This is a genomic window from Gimesia sp. (assembly GCF_040219335.1).
Classification (GTDB): Bacteria; Planctomycetota; Planctomycetia; order Planctomycetales; family Planctomycetaceae; genus Gimesia.
On record NZ_JAVJSQ010000019.1, the window covers coordinates 343768 to 365594 of the forward strand.

General features: G+C 52.3%; 14 protein-coding genes. 7 read left to right on the forward strand and 7 right to left on the reverse strand.

The features are described from left to right. The first annotated feature begins 28 nt into the window (after nt 1-28). Nucleotides 29-1381, forward strand: a complete 1353-nt coding sequence (locus tag RID21_RS16505) for a c-type cytochrome (RefSeq protein ID WP_350190687.1) — start codon at nt 29-31, stop codon at nt 1379-1381. On the opposite strand, the gene RID21_RS16510 is transcribed toward RID21_RS16505, so the two are convergent. Next, on the reverse strand, nt 1368-2672 hold the full coding sequence (locus RID21_RS16510) for a CPBP family intramembrane glutamic endopeptidase (RefSeq protein ID WP_350190689.1): 1305 nt from the start codon (nt 2670-2672) through the stop codon (nt 1368-1370). The genes RID21_RS16505 and RID21_RS16510 overlap by 14 nt on opposite strands. A 310-nt stretch (nt 2673-2982) precedes the next feature. Between RID21_RS16510 and RID21_RS16515 the strand changes: the two genes are divergently transcribed. The 3 genes from RID21_RS16515 to rpmA all read left to right on the forward strand — a co-directional run bounded on the left by RID21_RS16515 (nt 2983) and on the right by rpmA (nt 6172). Continuing rightward, nucleotides 2983-4494, forward strand: coding sequence for a serine/threonine protein kinase (locus RID21_RS16515; protein ID WP_350190691.1), 1512 nt, complete (start codon nt 2983-2985; stop codon nt 4492-4494). Nucleotides 4495-4917: 423 nt separating this feature from the next. Beyond that, a complete protein-coding gene (locus RID21_RS16520) occupies nt 4918-5763 on the forward strand; it encodes a hypothetical protein (protein WP_145185149.1) in 846 nt (281 codons plus the stop codon). A 157-nt stretch (nt 5764-5920) separates the two neighbouring features. Next, complete coding sequence (rpmA, locus tag RID21_RS16525) at nt 5921-6172, forward strand: 50S ribosomal protein L27 (protein WP_145041157.1); 252 nt, start codon at nt 5921-5923, stop codon at nt 6170-6172. 77 nt (nt 6173-6249) lie between these two features. Here the strand turns inward: rpmA and RID21_RS16530 are convergent, their stop codons facing one another. After that, nucleotides 6250-7470 carry a S1C family serine protease gene (locus RID21_RS16530; protein WP_350190693.1) on the reverse strand — a complete coding sequence of 407 codons (1221 nt, stop codon included), beginning with the start codon at nt 7468-7470 and terminating at the stop codon, nt 6250-6252. A gap of 345 nt (nt 7471-7815) precedes the next feature. Between RID21_RS16530 and RID21_RS16535 the strand changes: the two genes are divergently transcribed. Continuing rightward, entirely contained in the window at nt 7816-9228 is a 1413-nt protein-coding gene (locus RID21_RS16535) for a 6-phosphofructokinase (RefSeq protein ID WP_145185153.1), read from the forward strand. On the opposite strand, the gene RID21_RS16540 is transcribed toward RID21_RS16535, so the two are convergent. Further along, nucleotides 9225-11153 carry a hypothetical protein gene (locus RID21_RS16540; protein WP_350190695.1) on the reverse strand — a complete coding sequence of 643 codons (1929 nt, stop codon included), beginning with the start codon at nt 11151-11153 and terminating at the stop codon, nt 9225-9227. The two genes, RID21_RS16535 and RID21_RS16540, sit on opposite strands and share 4 nt — an antisense overlap. A 391-nt stretch (nt 11154-11544) precedes the next feature. On the opposite strand from RID21_RS16540, the gene RID21_RS16545 reads away from it, so the two are divergent. Further along, nucleotides 11545-15255: a family 10 glycosylhydrolase gene (locus RID21_RS16545; protein ID WP_350190697.1), complete on the forward strand. Its 3711-nt coding sequence runs from the start codon at nt 11545-11547 to the stop codon at nt 15253-15255. A 174-nt stretch (nt 15256-15429) separates the two neighbouring features. Next, a complete protein-coding gene (locus RID21_RS16550; RefSeq protein WP_350190699.1) occupies nt 15430-17160 on the forward strand; it encodes an alpha-keto acid decarboxylase family protein in 1731 nt (576 codons plus the stop codon). 147 nt (nt 17161-17307) lie between these two features. On the opposite strand, the gene RID21_RS16555 is transcribed toward RID21_RS16550, so the two are convergent. The 4 genes from RID21_RS16555 to RID21_RS16570 form a co-directional block, all read right to left on the reverse strand. After that, nucleotides 17308-17484: a hypothetical protein gene (locus RID21_RS16555; RefSeq protein ID WP_228030422.1), complete on the reverse strand. Its 177-nt coding sequence runs from the start codon at nt 17482-17484 to the stop codon at nt 17308-17310. 876 nt (nt 17485-18360) lie between these two features. After that, nucleotides 18361-19665 (reverse strand): GspE/PulE family protein, encoded by a 1305-nt coding sequence (locus RID21_RS16560; protein ID WP_350190701.1) that lies wholly within the window; start codon nt 19663-19665, stop codon nt 18361-18363. A 104-nt stretch (nt 19666-19769) separates the two neighbouring features. Next, on the reverse strand, nt 19770-20657 hold the full coding sequence (gene dapA / locus RID21_RS16565; protein WP_350190703.1) for a 4-hydroxy-tetrahydrodipicolinate synthase: 888 nt from the start codon (nt 20655-20657) through the stop codon (nt 19770-19772). 78 nt (nt 20658-20735) lie between these two features. Beyond that, nucleotides 20736-21656 (reverse strand): NAD(P)-dependent oxidoreductase, encoded by a 921-nt coding sequence (locus tag RID21_RS16570; RefSeq protein ID WP_350190705.1) that lies wholly within the window; start codon nt 21654-21656, stop codon nt 20736-20738. Nucleotides 21657-21827: the final 171 nt, after the last annotated feature.

Below are 21827 nucleotides of genomic sequence, written 5' to 3' on the forward strand. Positions count from 1 at the left end.
TTTCTTCCTGAGATTGATTTGAAATAACATGCGAACGCTCTGTTTCTGCTTCTTGATGCTTGTGCAGCTCACCATCGCTGTCAGTCCCTTGATGGCGGAAGAAGAACCGTCGGCTGCACGCGGATACCAGCTGCTGACCGAAAAAACGTATCTGCCTCCCGACTTCGATCAGGCTGTGTTTGATGATCTCTGGAAAGTCTGGCCGGAAGACCAGCGCAAGCAGGCTGAAGCAGCGACTCAGGCAGAACGGCGACAGATGATTTTTGACTATTACGGGATCATGCAGAAACCCGAGTCGGAGTCATCCCCGCTGGGCTATGTGGTCACGAACGAACAGAAGTGGGTCATGAACTGCTTTGCCTGTCATAGTGGTAAGGTAGCCGGTCAGGTGATTCCCGGTGCTCCCAACAGTCACATCGGCCTGCATACTCTGACCGAAGATGTGAGCAAAATCAAACTGCAACAGTTAAAGAAGCTGAGCCACCTGGATCTGGCGGCAGTAGGGATGCCTCTGGGGACGACGCACGGCACAACCAACGCTGTTATTTTTGGTGTCGTACTCGATTCCCTGCGTGATGGAGAAATGAATTTCGATAAGACCCGACCGATCCCCGAACTGCTGCATCACGATATGGATCCTCCGGCCTGGTGGAACGTGAAACGCAAATCGAAGATCTATTCCGATGCCTTCATGACCAAAAATCACCGGGTGCTGATGCAGTTCATCCTGATCCCGCGCAACAATGCCCGGCAGGTCAAACAGTGGGAGGCGGATTTCGCGAACATTCTGGCTTACATCGAATCACTCGAACCGCCCCGCTATCGCTGGTCCGTTGATGAACAACTGGCCGCGCGGGGGCGTGTCATCTTCGATCAGAATTGTGCCCGTTGTCACGGAACTTATGGAGAGAACCCCAGTTATCCTGAGAAGGTCATCTCGTTGGCTGAACTGAAGACAGACCCCGTACGTCATCAATCCCTGCCTCCCGCTTACCGGGCAGCCCTGAATAAGAGCTGGCTCTCCCGCTACGGCAAGGACCCGGTCGTCGAAGCCCCAGCCGGCTACGTGGCTCCACCGCTCGATGGAATCTGGGCATCAGCGCCTTATTTACATAACGGATCGGTGCCCACACTCTGGCATGTGTTACATCCCGAAGCACGGCCTCAAGTCTGGAAACGGACCGTAGATGGTTATGATGTGAATCGCGTGGGACTGGAGATCGAAAGCTTGCCTGAGCTGCCCGCGAAACTGTCGACCGTCGAACGCAGACGCTACTTCGACACAACAAAGTTTGGTAAATCAGCCGCGGGACACGATTATCCCAATGACCTGAATGAAGCAGAGAAACAGGCCGTGCTCGAGTATCTTAAAACGTTATGAGCTGCATCGCCTCGGGTTGTGCAGTGATGGCATCCTGCTGAGGGCTGAATGCCGCCATGGTCACTAGGAATATCAGAAACAGGAACACACCTGCCGCGTAAAGCAGCGGATGCGCTTTCTCACGTAACATGGTCACCGGGCTGTTTGCCGGAGGTTGTTCGTTGGAAGGATAGCCGGGAGTCCACTCCTCGCCCTGTGGCGTCATGTATTTCACCCGTGTCTTCCAGAGTTGGACACAGACTGCGGCCAGGAACAGTGCCGCGGATGCCACGATCAACGGATGTACTGGCTGAGTTTCGTCTCCCAGGCTGGCTGCACTTTCGGGAAGTTCGGTCGCCATTTTCGCCATCGAGACGGCAAACGCATTGTTCATGAAATGCACCAGCATCGGTGCCCAGAAACTGCGGGTCACGTAATACACATAATGCATGAACATCCCGAGCGGAATGACGGCAATTACATGCGCGGGGTGTGCATGCACGATACCGAACATGATCGACGTAATCACAATTCCCGGCACCAGTCCCCAGCGTGCGATCAGACCGCGGCCAATCATGCCGCGAAAGATGAGCTCTTCTCCAATAGCGGGGAAAACGGCTATCACCAGAATCAGAGACCAGAGCGAGTTGTTCGCCGCCATATCCTTTACGATTTCCATCGTCTGCATTTCGTTGAAACGTTCGAGGATGGGAATCTGTTTCGCGACGAGACTCCAGGCGTCAAAGGCAATTCGATACAATTCTCCCGACAGGAGCGCGAGGGGCAGCACGCAGATAAACAGCAATAAGCCTGTTGAAATCGCAAACGGCTGCAGATTGAGTTTCTGCAGGGGACGTTTCCCCAGGCGCAAGCAGACCGCAATCAGTCCGATAAAGACAAACACGGCCTGTTCGACCCCCGCTGCCTCCAGCGGATGGCCTTCCACGAGCTGGGCGATTTCTTTGCGGAACGTGTCAGGATCCTGGCTGATATTCGATGTGGCAATCAGATAAATCACCCCACAGACCAGAAACAGCATGATTCCCAGGAAATGGGCACCAAAAACGCCGAACATCCAGCAGATCGACTCAATCAGACCGGGCCCCGGCGGAGCCGCGTTTCCGGAACTTCCATCATGCGGACGAGGTGCGTCTTCCCCTCTGGCAGTTTGCAACGCTTGATCCAGAAACTGATCCAGTTCCTGGGCAGACTCTTGATCCTCTGACTCAAAAATCGGGGAATCAGCTGCGGTGTGTGCAGCGAGTCTCTCGGGATTTGTATCTTCCGAAGGAGAATTTTCAGGAGCGACCATGGAGATATTCTAAATCTGAGGGAGGAACGCCGGCCAAACTCGGTGCATTAACCGGACGCACGCCGTTGTAAATGATGAAATAGTTCCGACTTATGCCGTAATTCTGTGTGCGGGATGTCGTCTGTTTAATAAGTCTATGTCTTAATAGTCGGATTTACGAAGCAGGAATTTGTATTTTTTGGGGAAATCCACGAATCCTGTCAAATAATTGGCCGTGCGGAACGAATCCTCACCTGACGCCCGGCATTGTGCAGGAACTGGTTGTCGCATTTCGTTCAAATCCCGATATGATAGAAATACTGTCTCAAGCATGAACAGATTACCTTCTGTAGAGATCCCCCTGATCGAGCGCAATTCAGCAATGGCCCCCAATTCATCCTCAGATTCCGGCACCCCGCAGCAAGATCGACAGTTGCAGTACTGCGCGAACTGCAATTCCACTTACTTTCAGCAGTCCGGTTCTGATAATTGCCCCGTCTGCGGTGCACGCGTGGATGACATTTCGTTGATGGATCTCCAGGAAACAATCGTTGTGCAGGAGATCGACGGATTGGTTGAGAATGCGGACTCCACCTCCATTGTTGTGGAGGATCCGATTGCAGGTACCGATCTTCACGTTTATCAGTGTCAGTCGCTCCTGGGCCGGGGAGGCATGGGCATGGTTTACCTGGCGACCCATCGCGATCTGGGACGCCAGTGTGCCTTGAAGATTCTGCTGCCGCATCTTTCGGAACGCGACCCCGCCTACGTGCAGCGTTTCATTCATGAAGGTCGCGCCGTCGCCACATTGAATCATCCGAATATTGTAACCGCCCATGCGATTGGCGAGGAGCGCGGTTATCGGTTTCTGGAAATGGAACTGATCACCGGACGTGCGTTGAGTCATGTCATCCGCGAAGATGGCCCCCTCTCTGCCCTGCACGCGACATCATTGATCGCACAGGTAGCGTCAGGTCTGGGAACCGCGCACGCCAAAGGCATCATTCACCAGGATCTGAAGCTGGAAAACATTTTGTTGACCGGTGCGGGAGTCCCGAAAATCGCTGATTTCGGCCTGGCGAAGCGCATCTCTGCCGAAGAGGGAGGCGCGCATCAGCACAATCTGGCCGGTACTCCAAATTACATGGCGCCGGAACTCTTTCAGGGGGGCATGGCCAGCGCCACCTCGGACGTCTATTCGCTGGGCGTCTGCTTCTTTGTGTTGCTCACAGGCCATCTGCCGCACCGTGCGGAAAACTTCAATTCCCTGATACAGGATGTGGTTTCCAAACCGGCGCCGAGCGTTCGTGATCTCTGTCCCGAGATCCCGCTGGAGATCGCCGAGTGTGTCTCTCTGATGCTGGATAAGAGTCCCGTGAACCGGTTTCAAAACGGTTACATGGCCTCTCTGTTTCTGAATGCAATTCTCGGCCAGGTACAGAATATCGAGTCGATGCTGCACGAGGCGTTTGGGAATAACCGCAACGTTTCCTGGAAACGCAACGGTCACCAGTACATCCTCGAAGTCAAACAGAGTGAACGACGCAAGCAGACTGTCATCATCGAACCCAGCGAACATCAGCTGCATGAACGGCTGCTGTTAATCTACAGCACCTGCTGTGATGCCCAGCCCGAATATTACGAGGAAGCACTGCGTCTGAATTCCGAAATATCGCATGGGGGAATCTCGATTCGGGACGTGAATGGCCAGGCAAAGTTCGTCATGGTGGATACCTTCCCCCGCTCTTCAGTTGATGCAGAGGATATTCGCAAAAGTGTGATCGCCGTGGCCCAGCACGCCGATGAAATCGAAGAGAAACTGACCGGTCACGATTTTCACTAGGTCGCCTCCCTCTCTCTGCATCTGATCAGAGGGGTTGCAGGGATTATAAAGGCCAGGTCAGCCTGTCAGCCGGTGCCGTTTTGCTGCGAGCAACTGACATAATCAGGCGGATTTACTGTGAAATCCCCCCGAACCGAAAGCAGGCGCTTGACCCTGCTTTCCAGGCAGGGATATATTGAAATCGGAGACTTTACGGGAAACAGACGCGCAGCTCCGGCTGCGACAACGCATTCCCGTCTCTCAAAACCGCTCTTCCTGAGTGTACATGTTTATGCTGGCCTGTCTGAAAGCTACCTGATAACAAGGTGATTTTGCAGCGAATTGGTAAAGACTCTATGGGATTTTCCCGGGTTACGTCGATATACTGTAACAGACAGCCAATTGCTCATTTCCGTGCATCGTGAGAAACTTCGGGGTTATTACATGCGTCAATTACTGAAACGTTCTGCTCTGACAACATTTATCTGCAGCTGTCTGGCACTGCTGACAGGTGGTATGCCAGCGCAGGCTCAGGAAAATAAACTGACTCGTGGATTTACCATTAAACCCGATTTGACCGCGACCGGTGAAGAACGGGCGACTCAGAAATCTCTCTGGGTTCTGGATGCGACTTTCAAGCCGATGCGTATGATCCGCATGGATCTGACGAATCCCAAAACGGGGAAAAAAGAGAAGACTCTCGTCTGGTACCTGGTCTATAAATGCGTGTTACGACCGCTGGAACGTCCGGGCTCATCAAATGACCTCACGCCACAGAATGTAGAAGTTCCACCTCTGGGGCCTTCCCTGTTCGTGCCGGAAGTCGTCTTGATCACCAACGATAACGGCCAGCAGACCAGCTACCCCAACCAGATCGTTCCCGAAGCGGAAGTGATCATCAATAAGCGGGAGCGTCGTCAGTTCAAAAATGCCGTCGATATCATCGGAGAGTTGCCCCCCGAGACCGCAGCTGATGCAAAATCGGAAAACGCCATCTATGGTGTCTGTGTCTGGACAGGCGTGGACCCCAATACTGACTATTTCACGATTCTCTTCTATGGTCTCTCAAATGGCTATAAAAAGGTCGAAGGACCCGACGGGAAAGAAATGACCCTACGCAAGGTCCTGGTTCAGCAATACTGGCGACCGGGAGACCAGTTTGGACAGCAGGAACAGGAGTTCCGTCCGAAAGGGAGTCCCTTCTGGCAATACCTGCCCGATGATCCTGAGCAGGCTGCCGAGATGGAAAAGAAGCTCAATCTGAATGCGGCTGAGCAAAAACAGCCCTGATTTCTCCCTGACTGCTGAAAAACAGTGGGAAATTGTCCAGAAAAGGGTTTATCTCTTGCAAGTTCAGGCCTGATTCGCCAATATACGGCCTCGATTAACCAATATTTTAGGAAAAGCCCCTGTCAGGGGCGACTTTTGCTACCTGAGGAAAAGAGTAATGGCACATAAGAAAGGTCAAGGTTCCAGCCGTAACGGTCGCGATTCAGAAGCACAGCGCCGTGGAATCAAGAAATTCGGCGGTGAAAGCGTTCTGGCAGGAAACATCATCGCCCGTCAGTGCGGTACCAAATGGCATCCTGGTAAAAACGTGGGAATGGGCAAAGACTACACCATCTTCTCACTGGTTGAAGGCACTGTCTTCTTCGATAAGGATGGTCGACGGATCAACGTAGAGCCTGCTTTGAACTAAGCATGCTCCCCTGGTGCACTCAGTTGCATCATGAGAATATAAAAACTCCCCGATGAAACTTTCACCGGGGAGTTTTTTTATGGTCGGTTGGACTGACTGGCGGTCAGGGTGACCGAGACTTTGGTCGGCGTCTGTTCCTTCCCCCGCAGCACGGTCACCACGACGGTGTCACCAGGCTTTTTGCTCTCGATATAATCCAGGAAGTCCGCCGCCGATTTGATCTGCTTCTGGTCTACGGCGACGATCAGATCCGCTGCCCCCCGGTCGACCCGTTCGATGACGATCAGTCCCCTTCTCTGTCGCACGATCTTTGGACCGCGCAAACCTGCCTTCTCAGCGGGTCCCCCCGGTGTCAGTTTCGCAATCAATAAACCCTGCTCGGTCTCATAGACACGCTGAATACCAATTTCCGGATGAATCATATGTCCGTGGGTCAGCAATTGGGGAACGACGCGGGCAACGAGGTTTGAAGGAATCGCAAAGCCCACGCCGGAACTTTGACCAGTGTTACTGGCGATCGCGGTATTGATCCCGATTAACTGCCCATGCGAATTCAGCAGGGGGCCACCTGAGTTCCCCGGGTTCACTGCGGCATCAATCTGAATGATGGATTTGATCGTGCGGTTCCCCCGCAGTTTCAGCGACCGGTTCAGACTGGAGATAATGCCGCAGGTCATCGTCCGTTCCAGGCCGAACGGGTTGCCAATTGCAAAGACACGCTGTCCTACTTTCAACTTACTGGAATCGGCCATGCTGACCGGAAACAACACTTCCGGAGCTTCATCAATTTTGATCACGGCAATATCATTGATGGCATCAGCGCCGACAAAGGTGGCCTGGTATGATTTCCCGTTAAACAGGGTGACATTCACCTGCTGGGCATCTTCGATCACATGGTAGTTGGTCAGAATGTGCCCTGCTTTGTCGATGATGGCTCCCGATCCTGCGCCTTCTGTATCATATTCGAGCATGAAAAAACCATCGCTCTTCGTGCCTTTGGTCGTGATGTGGACCACGCTCTTATTCAGCTTTTCATACACGCTGACATTAATCTCCTCTTCGGGAGACAGCCCGCGTTGATTGAATAATTCGGTGATATGTTCCGGCGTCGTCTTGTTGGCATTAACCTCGGGGGGCGCGGGTTTCAGTGGCGTAGGAGGAATGATTCGGGGGCCGGTTAAATTCGGTTGTACCTGTGCCTCTGAAGAGGCAATCAGACCTGCAGACGGGGCATTCATCGCAGAAACGACCAGACCGCCAATCACGGCAGAGAAAAAACAACCAATGACATATTTCACGGTAGACCTCACATGACTCTGAAATCAAAGAGATTGGATAAAACAGGTAGCGCAGGGGCCTGGCTGAGAGCCGGTGGGCATGCGATTTTTCAGGAAACATAAAAAAACACATGCAATCTCTAAGAAACTACATCATAATTCGCAACCGGGTTCGCGAAGAAAACGGGATTCTTGCGATAATAGACAGTAGTGTAAGCGGCTGAAATCTTATCGAATCAACCCTGATACCGTAAATAGGAAATCAAAGATCCGGCTGGATTACACTCATTTTCTGTCTGACAGAAATGGCGAATACATCGATGTATTCCCAACCAGCTACCCGCAGTTCAGCATGAAAGGACCGCTATGCGTCGGATTGCTCTTTTAACGGCAGGTGGTGACACGCCCGCATTGAATGCCACAATCTTCGGAGCTGTGGAGCGTGCAAACGAACTACGGCTGGAAGTCGTGGGGATTATCAAAGGCTTTGGCGGACTGCTCGACCCCGCCGTACCTCACATCAGGTTGAATCCACTCTATTCAACTCTTCCTGAACTCGATCCCCGCTGCGGTGGTACGATTCTGGGTTCATCCCGCACCTATATTGATGAGTCCCATGCCGGTGAACTGCAGGTGGTTAAGAAACGCCTGGATCAGCTCGGGATCGAAGGCTTGATCTGTATCGGCGGCGACGGAACTTTGAATGGCATGCAGCCGATCTCGCAGTTCATGCCTTGTGTGCTGGCTCCCAAAACCATCGATAACGATCTCGGGTTGAATTACCTCGATGAACCAAATGAATGGGTGAAGGAAACGAACCCGGAGACCGGGAAAGAGAAGCTTCGCAAGCTGCCGGCCAAGCAGGATCTGGAGCTGGATGACATGGTCAACTACGCGACACCCGGCTATGCGACCGCGGTCTACGTCTGTGTGCAGGGCGTGCAGCGTATTCGAACCACCGCCGAAAGCCACCGACGGATCGCGATTATCGAAGTCATGGGACGGGAATCGGGATATCTTGCATTAGGGGCCGCCTATGGACAACCCGATATCGTCCTGATTCCGGAAGTCCCCCTGGATTACGATCGATTCGAACGCCGGGTCCGCGAACTCTACGACACACAGAAAAATGTGGTGATCGTCATCGGCGAAGGACTCCGGGATCAGAATGGGAAACGACTGGGGGACATTTCGCAAAGTGTCGACCCTGCCGGAAACGTGATCTTCAGTGGGGCTGCCGAGATTCTGCAGAACATGTTGATCGAGTCACTGGGGGATCATTACTTTGTCTCAAGGAAGCGACATGAAATGGCCAAGTCGGCAACCTTCACCCGTAAAATTGGTCACACACAACGCGGCGGACGTCCCATCCGCTTTGACCGGTTTTATGCCGCCCAGCTCGGGGGAAAAGCGGTCGACCTGCTGGTCCAGCGGCAGAACAACTATGTAGCCATCCTGCAGTGGAATGAGCAGCAGGGATTCCACGTCAGCTCAATCAGTGGCAATGCACTGCGGGATGCCTGGCGGGGAATCCACCCTCGTACCCTGCACCCCTCGTTCTATGATGAGCATCGCTACCAGCCTTCGAAACTGGGCGTGCAATACCTGTCAAAAATCTTTACGAACGCGGTTGGGTCTGATGACCTGGAGCTGCTTAAAGATGACCTGTTTGATACCGGCCACCTTAAAACCCGGTATCAAAGTATCAATGTAAGTGTTCACAAACACATCCGCTATCTCAGTACTCCCCAGGATCAGGGCCCCGTTGACCAGTTCTAGGGCTCTTCCTGTGGAACTTCAAAGCCAGCCGGCTCTACTTCTGGAATCGAGATGGTAGAACGTTCTTCGGAGGGAGTTTTGTTTGAGATGGTGTATGTCGCCTGTACCGCCTGATTGTTTCGCAGCAGTCCGGAGTCCGCTGCCATTGCCAGGCGGAGCTCCTTCTTGGTGGAGACATAGCGGGAAGCCACTTTGTCCGAGTGAATCATGATATCATCAATCACATACTCATCGTGCTGACGCTTGATTATCACTGTGGCACCCTGCTGGTCATCACCCAGTTTGAGGCGAGCATAACCCTGGTTTTCATTCAGTTCCATTGTCGTTAATCGTGACATCAGCAGTTCCGGGATAGAGAAGGCGATCTGAGGAACCCGATCAACCTGTCTCCAGACCAGTTCATTGAAGTCACGAGTCGAGTGACGCTGTAGATTGCGAATATTGTTTTCGTGCATGTCGTAGGCGTAGTTCTGTACCTGAACCAGCAGCTCCAGGGTGGCTTTCACAGACGATGGTCTGCCCTGCAGGTCGAGTTCGATATCATCGACCAGCAGTTGTCCCAGGTGATCACGCAGGATGTAAGTTAACGGCAGGTTCCCCTGTCGGGCATGGACCTTCGTAACAGAACCATTGAAGTCGATGTCCAGGATCTCAAAGCCTGGCTGTGCGATTTCGTCAACAGGCAGTTGGGCGACCAGGTTGGGATTGACCTTCTCCCAGACGCGCCGGTTTAAATCGGGAGTCGAACTGAAACCCAGAATCTTGACATCCCGTTTAGTCAAAGCTTCATTGAACAACAATGTGATCGCGCGGGAAGAGAACAGTGAGGTCAGAGTGACCTGCTGATTCCCATGATCCTGGAACAGTGTCACTTCTTCAACCAGGTACTGATCGGGGATATCCATTTCATCAGACTCAATCTTGAGCAGGGAGAGGTTGACCATCTTCCCGTCTTTCTGAGTGATGAAATTGGCCAGTTTGTCTTCCACTTTCAGTTCGTAATCTGCTGCAGCCATCTGCGATTCCGGAAGGGGAGCTACCTTGAGGTCTCCAAAGTTCAGGCTGCCCTGGTAGAACTTGTCGGCCGAGAATTTTTTCAGGGCGACTTTGTCATCCTGGTTGTAAGCATCCAGGAAGTTGCTGACTGCCAGCAGCATCTTGGCTTCTTTTTTCGCTGACTTCACATGATTCCCGTCCTCGCGGGATTCGACGGCGACGTCAGTCGCTTTCCATTTGCCTTCGTTGAGTTTCATCGTGATGATCATCTGCCCTGACCGTCGCGAAATACGAATAATGGCGATGTCTTTATCCATCTGGGCGTCGGGGCGTTTACGTTTTGTGTTGGAAGATTCGCCGGCGATTCGCTGGGAAAGCTTGGCCAGGAACGCGGGGTGTAACTGCTCCAGGGTTTCTTTGAATTCGCCGTCTGTGGATGCCAGAATGTCATCACGGTTACCGTCTTCCCAGGCATCGACAAATTCGCGGATGGTCACTAACAGATCCATCTGCTCGGTGACCGACTTCATCACGTTCAGGTTTTTCGATTTCTGGTTGATATAAATGTCATCAACAACCCACTCTCCGGTCTTGGTGACTTTCTTCAACTCGTAGAGCAGTTTCTTTTTGTTTTTACCGACTTCAACAACCACTTTTTTGTGGTTCTCGGAAACATCCTTGATTTCTACAATCGTGGCTTCACCGGTCGGAATATTGAGAACCTTCAGGTCATCCAGCGACGACTTGTCTCTGAATGCCACCTTGGAAAACTTCATGGTGGTGTGATGTTTCAGTTTTCGGATGTCTTCTTTTTCCATTGCCTGTGCAAACTGCTCAATGGTCTTCATTTCGACCATGGAAGCACAACCTGTTACCGATACAAGTAGAAGCAGGCCACTGACCAGAGAGAAACCGTTTTTTAACATCATGATTAGTCCAGGCAGGTATTGGGGTTTTGAGAGGTATGAGGATTTGGTGTTTCAATTCCGAAAGCGGAGACGTTTACAACAAGATATGCTTTCGAGATTCAAACGAATGACAACTGCTTGTGGATTGAGAGTCTTAAAGACAGTTGCGAGAGAGGAGACGTTTTTTTGCAGGTTTGCGGATTTTCGTCAAGAGGGTTCCTGGGAAAAACGGTACGTTTCGTGCAGATGCAGGAAAATATTAATTGGGGTTGGCCTGAATTCCGAAATTAATATAATGCATGCCCCTCGCCTGTTATTCATTTCTAAAGTGATTCCCCTCTTCGTCTGTTTTCCGTTCAGGCTAAATGCATTTCCTGGGCCTTTCGCTACTGTCTGTGTTAGTGGAAAATCTGTGACACATATTCGGAAACGAATTCTATTGATCTGTGGTTTCATCTGCCTGCTTGCCAGTTCGGCGCTCGCAGACGGCGATACTGCTGTCTCCACCCGACTGCGGGTTGAATGGGGGGAGCAGACTCCTCGACTCTGGAATGCACGCTTCGAACTGACTGAGGGCGAAATTACTGCGGTTCGCTCGCTGGGAGTCGATGCCGACGAAATTTCTGTCATCACCCGGGATCAGGGGGCCGTACTGTATCAGCCTCGGACCAGTCGGGTATTCAACAGTATTGAATTTGATGTCCAGGGGACTCCTGCTGCTAAGCTGCAGGTCTTTCTCCAGGATCGCAATGACTCCTCGATCACTTTGAAACAGCAGTTTTCGCTGAACGAACTGATGCAGCAGAAAGAGATCCTGCCGATCTCCCAGACCGGTGCTCAGTTGATTGTGCAGCAGGCCCCTGGGAAAAAGCTGGCTCTGCAGGTCGACCGCCCCCATTTGGTGTATGAGCCGGCAGAATCAGTTCGGTTTCAGGTTGTTCCCGCCTTTTTGCACGGAAAAGAAATCTCCTCAGACGATGTTCTCAGCTGGCAAGTCACTCGGGCCCGCAGCACGGAAGCGGTGTTGGAAGGCCAAATCAAACTTTCCGAGGTGTCACAAGAGAACCTTACCAAAACAGGTATCTCTCTGGAGTTCAAGGCACCCGCAGAAGGAGTTTATCTGCTGCAGGTCAACGCGGACTCGGGGCAGGAATCCCTGGCGCAGTTTGTTGTCCTGGACCAGGGCGTGACGACTTCACTGGCTGAAAGTGAATCATCCGTGCTGGTCGACAGTCTTTCGCTGGATGGAAAACAGGATCAGAACGATCTGGTCGCCCGGCGGGCGCGCAACCGGCTCCGCAATTCGTTTCGCTCATTGTTTAAATCTGGCAAGGAATTACCTGCGGACACTTCGGCAGCAGCACCCTGGTCTGCTTACCACTTGAAAATCAGGCATCCGCACCTGCCACATAAGCTGGTGATCACCTATCCTGAGTCAACAGATACCCATCTGGGGTTCAGTCTGCTGGAACCAGACGCCGCAGGGCAACTGGTTCCGGTTGGCATTGATGGGGGCGTCTACCACGCTGCAGCATCCCCTGCCTCGAACCTGCAGAAACGGGAGACAGAATCACGGGCCGAACTGCTGTTCTGGCCTAAAGTCACCAATCCCGTGTTGCTATTCCATAGTCTGGGACATCCTGGAGCCGCAGAAGTGGCTGAGGTCTCGGTTTATGAATTGGCGAGTAATAAAAATGAGGAGTCGACAGAGCTTTCGCAACCCACAGAGAAAAAACGACTCGTGGGACCCTATCTGCAAAAGCCGCTGCTCCCCGAAATATTTGGCGCTGCACAGGTCCTGGACATCAACAGTCATCGCAGTCTGGATGACTGGCAGACCTTTTATGAGGCGGGAGGCCGGTTGGCACAGTATCTGAAATACCAGAGCTTTAACAGTGTCCTCCTGGGTGTCGCAGCCGATGGCAGTGCGATCTATCCTTCCCGGCACTTACAGCCAACTCCACGTTATGACTCGGGAGTGTACCATTCTTCCGGGCAGGATCTTCAGCGGAAAGACGTGCTGGAAATGCTGTTCCGGATTTTTGACCGGGAGCAGTTAACCCTGGTGCCTGAATTGCAGTTCTCGTCAGTCAATGCGGCTCTGGAAAAACTGATTGAGGAGCAGTCTGAGCAGGCAGTGGGTGTCGAACTCGTTAACCTGCACGGCCAGACCTGGAAAAAATCACAGGTGGCCGCTCGCGGGCAGGCCCCCTTCTACAATCCCCTGCATCCCCGGGTTCAGGAAGAAATTGTCAACATCTTTACTGAGCTGGTCCAGCGTTATCAGGCACATCCTTCGTTTCAGGGAGTGGCGGTACAGCTCAGTCTGAATGGTTATCTACAACTCCCGGGACTGGATTGGGGCTATGATGATGCGACTGTGGCCACTTTCTCTCGGGAGACAGGTGTGCGAATTCCCCGGTTCGCTGAATCACAACGGTTTGAAAAACGATATCAGTACCTGACCACGACGGCTCTACCTCAATGGACCGACTGGCGCTGTCAGAAAATCCGGGCTCTGCATGAGCAGCTTGCAACAGTTTTGTCGAAAGCGAAACCCGACGCACAACTGGTGTTTTCTGCCCGCGAATTGATTCCGACGCAAAGTCGGCAGGGTAATGTGATTTCTGCTTTGAAAACCGGTGCTCCGTTTCGACCGGTATTGATGGAGATGGGGCTCGATTTTTCCCGCTATGATCAGATCACGAACGCCGTCGTAATCCGGCCTCAGCGTTTCATTTGGGGGCAACAGGCCGAGTACGATCTTCAGTTTCTGAACACTCACTCCAACATTGATGACAGTTTCAAGTCGCGCGTTAATGGCGTTGTCTATTATCACCAACCACTGGAAATCCGGATTCCTGAATTCGACCGGATGTCTCCCTGGCAGCCGGCCTTTACCTGGCTGGCCACTCAGGCTTCGCCCTCAGCAGCAGCCAATCGGATTCGCTATGTGCATTCCATCGCGGCGCTGGATCCCTATATGACATTTGATGGCGGCTGGACGATTCCCTTTGGCCAGGAAGAGGCAACACGTTCCCTGCGATCACAACTAATTCAATTACCGGCCCGTCCATTCCAGACAATCGACTCCTCAGAGCAACCGGTGATTACCCGTTTTTCCAGAGGGAAAGACAAGTCTGTCTTCTATCTGGTCAACGACTTCCCTTACTGCTGCGAAGCGACCGTATCATTGATGATGACATCAAAAGCGTCCGTGGCCCGGCTCGGAAACGGCGAATCGGTGCAGTTCACTCGTACGACAGAAGGTGTCTGCAGCTATAAGATCTCCCTGGAAGCCTACGATCTGCAGGCGTTTGAGATCGACGACGCCCAGGCGAGACTGATCTCCGTCAAAACCACCATTGATCAGGATGATCTGCAGGAACTACAGGCGCGTATCGATCAAAAGAAAAAAATGCTGGTGCAACTGCATCGATCACTGGATGATGCATCGGCTGTCGTCTTCAAGGCGGATTTTGAAGCCAAAAACTCACGGGATTATATCCTCGCAGGCTGGGAGTCTAAAACGGATCAGCGGGTTTCCTGGAATCTCGATACCTCAGAAGCGCATTCGGGCCGCACCTCACTCGTGCTGGATACCCGCCCGGGAAATAACTTCCTGCGTACGAATCCCATTCCTCTGGAGAATTGCCGCTATCTGAATATGGGTGTCTGGATGAAATCAAAGTCACCCAATATGCAGGTGCGGATTTCTCTGGAAGCCGAGCAGAATGGAAAGCTCAAGGCGCAGTCAGCCATCATCGGTGTGGACCAGAACTGGCGGAAGTACGTCTTCCGTGTGAAAGACATTCCCTCCTCACAGATTCAGAATGCCCAGATCGTGATCGAGAAATTGGGGAATGAAAAATTATGGATCGATGATGTCGATCTGCAAATCCATCAAATTTCTCCCGAAGATGACCGTCAGCTGACCAAGCTGATCTCAACGCTGGCTCTGGCCTGGGACTCACAACGCTACCTGGACTGCTATCGCCTGCTGGAAAGTTACTGGGGCCAGTTCGGGGAAACCATCGCCCCACAGTCTCAGCCGACCCAGGAGGAAGCTGAGCCCGTCAAACACGTTGAGCGGCGGGGCCTCCGCAAGCTGATTCAGCGCTGAAAGTCAGAGCGCAGTGCGCGAGTTAGTGCTGTCGGACTCGCTTTTTCATCAGTCGTATTAAGGGAATATGCGAATTCCCCTGATTTGAGACTGTGGAAGTGCTATAATGGATGATGAACACTTCATTCATTGACATTCTCATGCAACCACTCATCTTGCAAGGAAGGGTTTGTGATGGCAGCTCGCAAAACTGGCACCAGAACAGATGGAACCAAGTCCCGGTTACCCGCAAAAAAAACAACCACAAAACGTTCGGCAAACAAGCAGAACGGAAAAGTACATACGATTGGAAGTTATCTGATTCAGCGTCTGCAGAACTACGGGATTACCGATCTGTTCGGAATCCCGGGCGATTTTGTGCTGCAGTTCTACGGGATGCTGGAAGAGAGTCCGATTCGTGTGATCGGAACGACACGCGAAGATAACGCGGGCTACGCTGCCGACGGATATGCCCGCGTGCATGGCTTGGGAGCAGTCTGCGTCACCTACTGTGTGGGTGGCTTGTCGCTGTGTAACTCGATAGCTGGGGCCTACGCTGAAAAATCTCCCGTGATCGTCATCAGTGGCTCACCGGGTATGACAGAACGTGCCAGCGATCCCCTGTTGCATCACCGTGTCAAAGATTTTCACACCCAGCGGGATGTCTTCGAGAAAATCACGGTCGCTTCTGCAGTTCTCAATGACCCGATGACCGCCTTTCATGAAATTGATCGCTGCCTGGAGGCCTGTGTGCGTTTCAAGAGGCCCGTTTACCTGGAAATCCCCCGAGATTGCGTCCATACCAAGGCGATTGTCCCCCATGTTCCGGACGACAGCCAGCCGGAGAGCGATGTAAATGCACTCCGCGAGTCACTGGAAGAAGCTACCGAACTGCTTGAAGCCAGCAAGAAGCCCGTCATTGTGGCTGGTGTTGAACTGCATCGCTTCGGGTTGCGGGAAGAAGTGCTGAAATTCGCGGAGAAGCACCAGATCCCCATGTGTGCGACTATACTGGGGAAATCAGTCGTCAGCGAATTACACCCTTTATACCTGGGCGTCTATGAAGGGGCCATGGGGCGCAACGAAGTGCAGAAATACGTCGAAGAGAGTGATTGTGTAATTCTCCTCGGTACCTTCATGACAGATATTAATCTGGGTATCTACACCGCGCACCTCGATCCCGGCAAATGCATCTACGCCACCAGCGAGAAGTTGCGGATCAGCTACCACCATTTTCACGATGTCGTCTTCTCGGATTTTGTGAAAGCACTGCGTAAGCAGAAAATGAAGGTAGTGAAGCGCAAAATTCCGGATCAGGTCCGTCCACCGCAGATTGAGTTCAAAGTGAATCCAACTGCGCCTGTGACCACAAAACACCTGTTCCAAAGCATCAATCAGATTCTGAGTGACGATACGGTCGTGGTGACGGATGTCGGGGACTGCCTGTTTGGGGCCGTCGATTTGACTATCAGCACCCATACCAAGTTCCTGAGTCCCGCTTACTATACTTCCATGGGGTTTGCGATCCCGGCTTCGATCGGAGCCCAGGTCGCTAATCAGGAACTCAGGCCGATTGTTCTGGTGGGAGATGGTGCGTTTCAGATGACCTGTCTGGAGCTCTCAACGGCCCTCAAGCTGGGGTACAATCCAATCGTGATTGTGCTGAATAATAAGGGATATACGACCGAACGTTTCCTGCAGGAGGGACCGTTCAATGATATTCCCGACTGGAAATATCATAACATTACGGATCTGATCGGCGGAGGCTGGGGCTTTGAAGTCAGCACGGAAGGCGATCTGGAGAAGGCGCTCAAAGCGGCGCTGGCCAATACGGACAGCTTGAGCGTGATTAATGTCCATCTGAAACCGATGGATGTCAGCCCTGCTTTGACGCGGCTGGCTGAGAAGATGTCCAAAACACTTTGATTTGATGAGCTTAAAACGTAAAAAAGCCGGGCGAGAGTCCCGTTCTCATCGTCCGGCTTGAGTCCTTTCGCATGCAGATTCCGGCACAAGGCGCGAAATCTGTGTAAGTTACTACGAAAGGGTCCCCCCTGTTGTAACTGGCAGCGATTATTGCTGCTGCTGAGCTTCGTGCTCAAGCTTGTATTGTTCCAGTACTTCCCGCTGGTTGTACAACTGCTCTTCGGGGCCGGCCGGGAAGAACTGCACGTCATCATTCAGGTAGTAGGCTGAAGGCAATGTCTGGCCTCCCAGGCTGGTCTGGCATCCAGAGTTCGCTAATCCCATCAGTGCTAAACCCAGTACTCCAACAGTTGACCAATTTTTAAGCTGGCGAATCACCATGATTGTCCTCGGAAAGTAAAGTTGTCGAATGGCACCTGTCGGGGAGAAACGGAAACAGGTTAAAACAAGTGCCGGTAATACCTTGGGATCAGTCTGTCCATAAACGCAATCCATCATTTCAACGGGAAATGACTGGCAAGGTCACGCATTACTATCATGTGTGTACTTCTATTATCGACAATCACGACTGGAATCTTCGGTATAATCTGCGTAATCGGACAATATTTTGTATCAAGCACAACTGGCGGACATAGATATGGCGTTGCCGGAGTGTATGTTCAGTTGGTCGACATGGCGTTGTCTGAACTCTGCACCGACTTCCGCTCCCGCTGATACTGTTCCAGAACTTTCCGCTGATCATTCAGCTGGTCTTCAGCACTGATTGGAAACATCTGCACAACGTCCATGCTGTAAAACTCATAATGGTGTGGGACAGCCCTTTCGTGAGGCTGACGCACCATCTGGTTCTGGATGCTGGTAAACGTGATGACTGTGAAGAAAAGCAAACCTGTACTGAAGAGAACGAGTTTCTGGCGAGCCTGCATCATAACCTCGAACTGCGAATGAGAGAGAACAGCCACCCTGCTGCTGTGAGAGGTGACCTGGATTGGATAGGACCGAAGTATTACTCCCGAAAAGATCAATGCTTTAAATCGAGAGTGAAGTGGAGCATCGATAAAATACATCGGCTCCATCAGCAGAGTATCGGTCGCCTCAATCGAAATCTTTAGCGCAGTCCCCCTGTTGTGCCAGTTGACGAGCAGGCGCACCGAGACCGCAGAACTCTCATTTATCAGTTGGATCACATCCGCAAGACTATCAGCCCTGCTTGAATGCCCGTTGCAGTTCTTCCAGCGAAGTCTTGCCTTCCGCGACCAGACGGATACCGTCTTTCTGCATTGAAGGCATATCCTGCTTTTTTGCCAAGGCTTTGATTTTGGCGGGATCGCCGCCACCGATGATCAGTTGCTTCATCTCATCGGTCATTTCGATAAACTCCAGAAGCAAGGTCTGTCCATAGTAACCGAGCCCGTCGCATTTTTCACAGGGTTCGATTTCGTTGCCATCTTCATCCACGGTTTCACGCGGCGGACGATACAGCATCTTGGTCGTTTTGGGTAAACCCATCTTGGCAATCAGTTTAGGGTTGGGCCGGAATGCTTCTTTACACTTGTCACAAAGTGTACGAATCAGGCGATAGCCTACAACACACTTCAGAGTATCCACGCCCTTCTCGACGCTGCCTGCCAGCTTGCAGAACTTCATCATCCCGGTAACAGCGTCTTTGGCCGAAATCTCAGCGATCATGGTGATCTCGTCTTTGACCCCCATGATGCTGCGGACATAGTCTTCATCCGTGATGGGCTTCAGATAAATGATATCTGCTTCCATACGGATGATTCGCCGCAACTCGTCGTCAAACGTATCTCCCTCTTTTTCATCCAGGGTTGCGATGTGGCTGAACTCGCGATGCTCCGGTTCTGCCAGAGCGAAGATCGTATACTGGTAGGCGTCAACAGATCGCACCACACCAAAGGTGGTGGTGGTCAGTCCCGAGTTCGGGGGGCCACTGACCAGAATCAATCCGTTGCGACCGGTGCTCAGCGAACGAATGCGTTCTTTCAGCTCCTCGGTAATCCCGATATCGTCTGCGCGATCCAGGGGATGTTTCACGTCGATGGCTTTGATTGTCAACCGTTCGCCCGCAGGTGTTGGAGCAGTGGCGACCCGCAACTGGTAATTCACCTCTTCCAGTTCCGCATTCACGCCCCCCTGCTGGGGACGTTTCCGTTCCTGGATGTTCAAGCCGGAGAGCAGTTTAATGATCTGCACCACGGCCATTCCCTGTTGTTTGGAAAGCTTGGGGCCCGGGTTAGGTACGCCATCCACATAAAAGGCCACCTGATACCGTTCGCCCTTTGGTTCAAATCGAATCATCTGTGCCCGCAGAGCCAGCCCGTCGGTGATGATATTCTTAGCGGGCATCAATCCCGCTTTGACCAGACGTGCATTATCTTTCAGATTCGCGGGCTGTCCATTTAACGCCCCCTGGAACGAGACTGGTTCGATCTCTTCTTCGAGTTCTTCCTCTTCATCCCGGGACTTTCCAAAACCAAAGATCACAGGCGTTACCTCTTATATCAATCGGAGTAAATATCTGACGGGCGATCGTAAATCAGACGATTTCGACCAGTCTCTCAGCACTGGTACCCATTTTAACAGAAACCTTACAGCAGGCCATAATCCTGCAGAGTTTTCTCGAGCACCTTCATTGAATCGGCATCCAGTTGTGTCATGGGGAGACGGACTTCACCGTTATCGCGCCCCAGTAACTGCATGGCTGCTTTGATCGGGATCGGGTTCGTCGCCAGTCCCAGCAGGTTACGGCAGAGCGTGAACAGCCGGTAGTGCCATTCGCGGGCCTTGGCGAGATCGCCGGCATTGAATGCCGCCAGCATCGCTTTGACATCGGCAGGAACAATATTACCAACGACCGACACAACCCCCTTGCCTCCCAGCGCCATCAGTGGCAGAGTCAAGCTGTCATCGCCTGAGAGAACTGCCAGATCACAGCAGGAAAGAATATGCGAAGCCTGATCCATCGAACCGGTAGACTCTTTCACGGCAACAATATTCGGGATTTCGGCGAGGCGAATAATTGTTTCCGGCTCAATATTCTTCGCAGTCCGACCAGGGATGTTATACACGACAATCGGCAGTTGAACAGACTCAGCAATCGCTTTGTAGTGCTGATAAAAGCCTTCCTGGGTCGGCTTGTTGTAGTATGGGGCCACGTGCAGAGCACCGTCGGCGCCTGCCTGTTCAGCGTACTTGGTCAGCTCGACTGCCTCACGTGTACTGTTGGAACCGGTGCCTGCCATGACTTTGATCCGGCCGGCAGCCTGTTTACAGACGATGGAAATGACCTGTTTGTGTTCATCGTGTGAGAGTGTGGGAGATTCTCCGGTTGTTCCCACCGGACACAAGGTGTCGGTTCCCTGCTCGACATGGTAATCGATCAGCGCCTGTAAGCCGCTTTCGTCGATTTCGCCATTCTTGAACGGGGTGATCATTGCCACCGAAAGACCTGCAAACAGGTCACTTTGATTCGCCATGCTTATCTTACCTTATTTGAATTTTACTGTCCGGTATGATTCTGTCCGACCAGTTCGATTTCATTTAATTGCTTGAGACTAGGAGCGGTTTTCCCAGTCTACATTCGACAGGGATGCCAGTGCCAGCTGCAGGGCGTGTGTGCCGTCGCGGCCATGTCCCTGTGCCTGGACAGCCATGTAAAGCTGATGTCCCAGGGCCAGCCCGGGGAGGCTCAGGTTCATCTTTTTAGCTTCTGCCAGTGCGATCCCCATATCTTTGATAAAGTGCTCTACGAAAAAGCCCGGATCAAAATTATTGTCCATGATCCGCGGTCCCAGGTTGGAGAGCGACCAGCTGCCGGCAGCACCACTGCCCACCGACTGCAGAACCGTAGGCAGGTCCAGACCCGCTTTGTAACCATAGAGCAGCGCTTCGCAGACGCCGATCATGTTGGTGGCGATGAGAATCTGGTTCACCATTTTCGTATGCTGGCCTGATCCTGCTTCTCCCTGGTAGACAATCGTTTTGCCCATGGCATCCCAGCAGGGTTTCAATGCGTCGACCACGGCTTCGTCACCACCGATCATGATGGACAGCGTGCCGTTTTTCGCTCCCACATCCCCACCGGAGACGGGGGCATCCACGCTGTACACACCTTTGGCCTGAGCAGCTTCTGCGATTTCGACCGCCAGGGAAGGATCGCTGGTGGTCATATCGACCAGGATCTTGCCTTCGGAAGCACCAGCGAGTGCTCCTTCTTCACCGAGAATGACTTCCTGGACGTCAGCCGGGAAACCGACGATGGAGAAGATGACATCGGCTGCTTCTGCGACCGCTTTGGGAGAGTCAGCCCAGGAGGCCCCTTTCTGAATCAGCGGTTCTGCTTTGGATTTACTGCGATTATAAACCGTGGCTGAGAACCCCGCATCCATCAGGTGTCCCACCATGCTGGCTCCCATGACTCCGGTTCCAATCCAGCCAATTTTTGTTGTTCCCGGTTGAATGGTCGGTATCGCCATAAAATCAATCCCTTTGTCTTTTAAATCAAATTCGTCAGTATGCTTACAATCATTCACTCGATTTCCAACTGGAGATCGTAAAAAAATGATTGCCATATCTCAAGTTAGCACGATATTTCCCACTGGCAGTATATCGAGCTGAGACTCAGATGTCATATGACTGGTTCATTT

Coding starts and splice junctions, on each gene's coding strand:
- rpmA (WP_145041157.1), top strand. CDS start 5,921: ATGGCACATAAGAAAGGTCAAGGTTCCAGCCGTAACGGTCGCGATTCA.
- RID21_RS16505 (WP_350190687.1), top strand. CDS start 29: ATGCGAACGCTCTGTTTCTGCTTCTTGATGCTTGTGCAGCTCACCATC.
- RID21_RS16535 (WP_145185153.1), top strand. CDS start 7,816: ATGCGTCGGATTGCTCTTTTAACGGCAGGTGGTGACACGCCCGCATTG.
- RID21_RS16570 (WP_350190705.1), bottom strand. CDS start 21,656: ATGGCGATACCGACCATTCAACCGGGAACAACAAAAATTGGCTGGATT.
- RID21_RS16555 (WP_228030422.1), bottom strand. CDS start 17,484: ATGGGATTAGCGAACTCTGGATGCCAGACCAGCCTGGGAGGCCAGACA.
- RID21_RS16515 (WP_350190691.1), top strand. CDS start 2,983: ATGAACAGATTACCTTCTGTAGAGATCCCCCTGATCGAGCGCAATTCA.
- RID21_RS16550 (WP_350190699.1), top strand. CDS start 15,430: ATGGCAGCTCGCAAAACTGGCACCAGAACAGATGGAACCAAGTCCCGG.
- RID21_RS16540 (WP_350190695.1), bottom strand. CDS start 11,153: ATGATGTTAAAAAACGGTTTCTCTCTGGTCAGTGGCCTGCTTCTACTT.
- RID21_RS16510 (WP_350190689.1), bottom strand. CDS start 2,672: ATGGTCGCTCCTGAAAATTCTCCTTCGGAAGATACAAATCCCGAGAGA.
- RID21_RS16520 (WP_145185149.1), top strand. CDS start 4,918: ATGCGTCAATTACTGAAACGTTCTGCTCTGACAACATTTATCTGCAGC.
- dapA (WP_350190703.1), bottom strand. CDS start 20,657: ATGGCGAATCAAAGTGACCTGTTTGCAGGTCTTTCGGTGGCAATGATC.